Here is a 5,159-nt window from a genome sequence, read left to right on the forward strand (position 1 = left end):
GAAAAAAACAGCACCAGCCACGACGACCATACCGCAGGCGCAGGAGACACCAGCAATCGTAAAATCAGAAGAATTACAAATACAGGAACTTCCGGTAACAGAAAAATCATCAGACGCTACGAAACCCGTACCGTCAATAGAATCAGAAGCGCAGACAGAACAGACAAGCACAGAGACACCATCTGCTCTAGAAGAACCATCTCCCGCACCACAAAAAGAGCCAGCCCCCAAACAGCTGGAACTCTTCGAAGAAAAGCTCCTTGCTCCGGAATCCCGAAACAGGATTCGGATGATCGGTCAGGTATTTGATACCTACTGGCTGGCAGAATTTGACGATAATTTCTACATCATCGACCAGCATGCAGCCCACGAAAAAGTCTACTATGAACGCCTGGTAAAGAAATTCCGTGAGAATTCCATAGATTCCCAGTACCTGACACCGCCGCTGATCGTTTCCCTTAATATGCAGGAAGAGGAAATCTTAAACGCAAACAAAGATTACTTTGAACAGTTTGGTTTTGAGATTGAGCATTTCGGCGGTCGTGAATACTGCATCAGTGCTGTGCCATCCAATCTTTATGGTCTCACCGAAGAAGAACTTTTCCTTGAGATGCTGGATCATCTGGACAGCGACAACAGCAAAGATGCACTGGATATTTTTGCATCCAGGCTCGCCACGATGGCGTGCAAGGCGGCAGTCAAGGGAAACAACCGCCTTTCTATGGAGGAAGCTGAGAAGCTTTTGGATGAACTTATGACACTTGAAAATCCATACCACTGCCCGCATGGAAGGCCAACCATCATTTCCATGACAAAGACAGAGATGGAGAAAAAATTCAAACGAATCGTATAGGAGTATGTTATGAAAAAGCCATTGATCGTGCTGACAGGTCCTACCGCAGTAGGAAAAACAAGCCTCTCCATCTCCCTTGCAAAAGCAGTGAACGGAGAGATCATCTCGGCAGATTCCATGCAGGTCTATAAAGGAATGGATATCGGCTCTGCAAAGATCCGTAAGGAGGAGATGCAGGGCGTTACGCATTACCTTGTAGATATCCTGGAACCGGAAGAAGAATTTCATATCGTAAAATTTCAGGAACTGGCAAAAGCCGCCCTGGAAGAGATCTATGCCAAAGGCAAGATCCCGATCCTGGTAGGCGGCACCGGATTTTACATTCAGGCAGTGACCAGAGACATTGATTTCACACAGGCAGAACAGGAAACTTCTTACCGGGAGGAACTGGAGCAGTTTGCAAAAGAAAAAGGAGCTGAGTATCTCCACGAGAAACTTCGCGAAGTAGATTCCAAAAGTGCAGAGAACATCCACGCAAACAATGTCAAACGTGTGATCCGCGCGCTGGAATTTTATCATCAGAACGGCACCCCGATCTCAGAACATAATGAAGAACAGAAACAGCAGACGTCACCATATAATCTGGCATATTTTGTCCTGACCGCACCGAGGGAGATCCTGTATGAGAGGATCGACAGGCGTGTGGATCAGATGATGGAGGAGGGACTTCTCGAAGAAGTAAAATCTCTGAGAGAACGCGGATGCCACCGTGGAATGGTCTCCATGCAGGGGCTTGGCTACAAAGAGATCCTTGCCTATCTGGAAGGAGAATATCCTCTAGAAGAAGCAGTGCGTATCCTCAAAAGAGATACGAGACATTTTGCAAAACGCCAGCTCACCTGGTTTCGGAGAGAACAGGATGTGATCTGGGTGGACAAAGAACAGTTCCACTGGAACGAAGCGGAAATCTTGGAATACATGATGAGCGTCCTGAAAGAACAGGACCTTCTTGGATAAACGACGAATACAGAAAGGAATGATAAGAAACCATGAAAGAAATGTATGAACAGCTTGGTATCTCCTCAGAAGTATATGACTTTGGAGTGCAGATCGAGGCATCTTTAAAAGAACGTTTTCAGAAATTTGATGAAGTCGCAGAGTACAATCAGATGAAAGTACTCCTCGCAATGCAGAAAAACAAAGTAAATGCAGATTGTTTCCAGTCTTCCTCAGGATACGGATACGATGATTTCGGCCGTGATACACTGGAAAAAGTATATGCAGATACCTTCCATACTGAGGCCTGCCTGATCCGTTCCCAGATCACCTGCGGAACACATGCACTTGCGATCGCCCTGTTTGGAAATCTCCGTCCGGGAGATGAACTTCTGGCTCCTGCCGGCAAGCCATACGATACTCTGGAAGAAGTCATCGGCATCCGTCCGTCCAGAGGCTCTCTTGCAGAATATGGCGTTACTTACAGACAGGTAGACCTCAAAGAAGACGGAACGTTTGATTACGATGCGATCCGTGCAGCCATCAACGAAAAGACACGCCTGGTAGAGATCCAGCGTTCCAAAGGATATCAGACAAGACCATCTTACTCTGTAAAGCAGATCGGCGAACTGATCGCATTTGTAAAGAGCATCAAACCGGATGTGATCTGTATGGTAGATAACTGCTACGGAGAATTCGTAGACACGATCGAGCCGAGTGATGTCGGAGCAGACATGATCGTCGGTTCCCTGATCAAGAACCCGGGCGGCGGTCTGGCACCGATCGGTGGTTACATCGCAGGAACAAAAGAATGCGTAGAAAACGCTGCTACCCGTATGACCTGTCCGGGACTTGGAATGGAAGTCGGTGCGTCTCTCGGTGTAAACCGTTCTTTCTATCAGGGATTTTTCCTTGCACCGATGGTGACAAAGGGTGCACTCAAAGGAGCAGTTTTTGCAGCAAATATCTATGAGAAGCTTGGTTTCCCGGTCGTACCGAACGGAAGTGAACCTCGTCAGGATATCATCCAGGCGGTAACTCTTGGCACACCAGAAGGTCTGATCGCATTCTGCAAGGGCATCCAGGCGGCAGCACCGGTTGACAGCTATGTAGACCCGGAACCATGGGATATGCCGGGATATGACAGCCAGGTGATCATGGCAGCAGGTGCCTTTGTACAGGGATCTTCGATCGAGCTTTCAGCAGATGGTCCGGTAAAACCACCGTATGCCGTTTATTTCCAAGGTGGACTTACCTGGGAACATGCAAAACTTGGTGTCCTGATGTCTCTCCAGAAACTGGTAGAGAAGAATCTGGTCACTCTCCCATCAAAATAAGGAGTCGTTATGGATAAAAAACCACAGGTGATCGTTGTCGGCGGCGGAGCTGCCGGACTGACTGCCGGAATCATGGCTGCCAGAAACGGAGCAGCCGTCACGATTCTCGAACAGAATGAGAAACCGGGCCGTAAGATCTGCGTGACAGGAAACGGCCGCTGCAATCTGACCAATCAGGAGATGTCCTGGGAAAAGTTCCACGGACAAAACCCGGCATTTGTCAGGGATATTCTGTCTCAGTTTTCGCTGGAAGATACTTTGAAATTTTTTGACGAACTGGGAATTGTTGTGACAGACAAAAAAGGCTGGCTTTATCCAAGAGGCGGCCAGGCGAAATATATTCCGGAGCTTTTGCTTCTTAAGGCACGCTCCCTTAAAGTCAAGATCAAAACAAGAGAAAAGGTCCAGAAGATCTACAGAGAACAGGATCTCTGGAAAGTCCAGACAGAAGGGTGGACCTATGAGGGGGCTGCAGTCATTCTCGCGAATGGCTCCAAAGCTTCTTCCGTACAGGGTGCAGATGGAAGCGGATATGTACTTGCCAGGGAACTCGGACATCATATCCTCAAACCGCTTCCTGCGCTGACAGGGCTCAAGGTAAAAGGCAATTTCTTCTCCGCATGGGCAGGTGTGCGCACCGACTGCAAAGTCACTCTGTGGATCGATGGAACGGAAACTGCCAGCGAGACAGGGGAGATCCAGCTGACGGATTATGGGATTTCCGGAATACCGGTCTTTCAGATCAGTGGAATGGCAGCCAGAGCCCTGGAAGAGAAACGCAAAGTATCCGTTACACTGAACTTTTTCCCAGAATATACAGAGAAGAACATTCAAGAACTTCTCACAAAAAGGGAAAAAGAATATCCGGAACTTTCCAGGACAGAACGCCTGCTGGGGCTTTTGCCGGATAAACTGATCAAGGTTATCCTGAAACAGAAAGATCCATACAGAGCAGTGACTGCTTTTCCTCTTGAGCTCAAAGGAACCAGCGGATTTGAACAGGCACAGGTCTGCACAGGCGGTGTAGATACCGGTGAAGTAGATCCGGAGACTCTGGAATCCCTGCTCCATAAAGGGTTGTATTTTGCAGGGGAACTTCTCGACATCGACGGTCCCTGCGGCGGCTATAATCTACAGTGGGCATGGTCGAGCGGAGCAGTGGCAGGCATTCATGCGGCAAAGGAGATAAGATGATAAGGATCACACAGTTAAAACTTCCTATAAACCATACAAAAGAACAGCTGGAAAAGAAGATCGCCCGGACGCTGAAATGTCAGGAGGGCAGCTTCACATACGAGATCATAAGACAGTCCCTGGACGCTAGACACAAGGACGACAAAAAATTCGCCTACACCGTAGATGTCATGGTGCCAAAGGAAAAACAGATTCTGAAAAAAGTTCACAGTAACAATATTATGTCAACAGAAAAGAAAAGATATCATTTCCCGAAACCAGGAAGTACGGAGCTGATTCATCCACCTGTCATCGTCGGAAGCGGACCGGCAGGACTTTTCTGTGCGTGGTATCTGGCAAGGGCAGGATACTGCCCGCTTGTCCTCGAACGGGGAGAAATGGCGTCCAAACGAAAAGAAACGGTAGATCATTTCTGGAAAGACGGTGTTCTCAACCCGGATTCTAATGTGCAGTTCGGCGAGGGCGGAGCAGGAACTTTTTCTGATGGAAAGCTGAACACTCTGGTCAAGGATCCAAACGGACGTAACCATGAAGTCCTGGAACGATTTGTAAAAGCCGGAGCCTCGAAGGAGATCGTCTATCAGCAGAAACCACATCTCGGAACCGATGTACTGATCGGGATCGTAGAAACACTTCGCCATCAGATCGAGGCAATGGGTGGAAGTTTCCGCTTTGAAACGACAATGACGGACCTGATCCTTAAGGATGGCAGACTGGAAGCCGTTGAGGTCAACCACGGAGAAAAGATCCCGGCAGAGGTCTGCGTGCTGGCTCTCGGCCACAGCGCACGGGATACTTTTGAGATGCTGAACCGCCGCGGCGTTTATATGGAACCGAAG

General features: G+C 48.5%; 5 protein-coding genes. All 5 read left to right on the plus strand.

The window, feature by feature from the left end; translation table 11 throughout:
• Positions 1-853: DNA mismatch repair MutL family protein (locus tag WMO75_RS18720; RefSeq protein ID WP_494337575.1), on the plus strand; the 853-nt coding region annotated here is incomplete at its 5' end.
• A gap of 9 nt (positions 854-862) precedes the next feature.
• On the plus strand, positions 863-1,810 hold the full coding sequence (gene miaA, locus WMO75_RS18725; protein WP_022214988.1) for a tRNA (adenosine(37)-N6)-dimethylallyltransferase MiaA: 948 nt from the start codon (positions 863-865) through the stop codon (positions 1,808-1,810).
• A 32-nt stretch (positions 1,811-1,842) separates the two neighbouring features.
• Complete coding sequence (locus WMO75_RS18730) at positions 1,843-3,126, plus strand: methionine gamma-lyase family protein (RefSeq protein WP_118252940.1); 1,284 nt, start codon at positions 1,843-1,845, stop codon at positions 3,124-3,126.
• Positions 3,127-3,135: 9 nt separating this feature from the next.
• A complete protein-coding gene (locus WMO75_RS18735) occupies positions 3,136-4,320 on the plus strand; it encodes an aminoacetone oxidase family FAD-binding enzyme (RefSeq protein WP_173906922.1) in 1,185 nt (394 codons plus the stop codon).
• Positions 4,317-5,159 (plus strand): NAD(P)/FAD-dependent oxidoreductase (locus WMO75_RS18740; protein WP_349078726.1); only part of this gene is annotated, 843 nt, incomplete at its 3' end. The genes WMO75_RS18735 and WMO75_RS18740, both read left to right, overlap by 4 nt.

The organism is Blautia intestinihominis, assembly GCF_040096655.1.
Lineage (GTDB): Bacteria > Bacillota > Clostridia > Lachnospirales > Lachnospiraceae > Blautia_A > Blautia_A intestinihominis.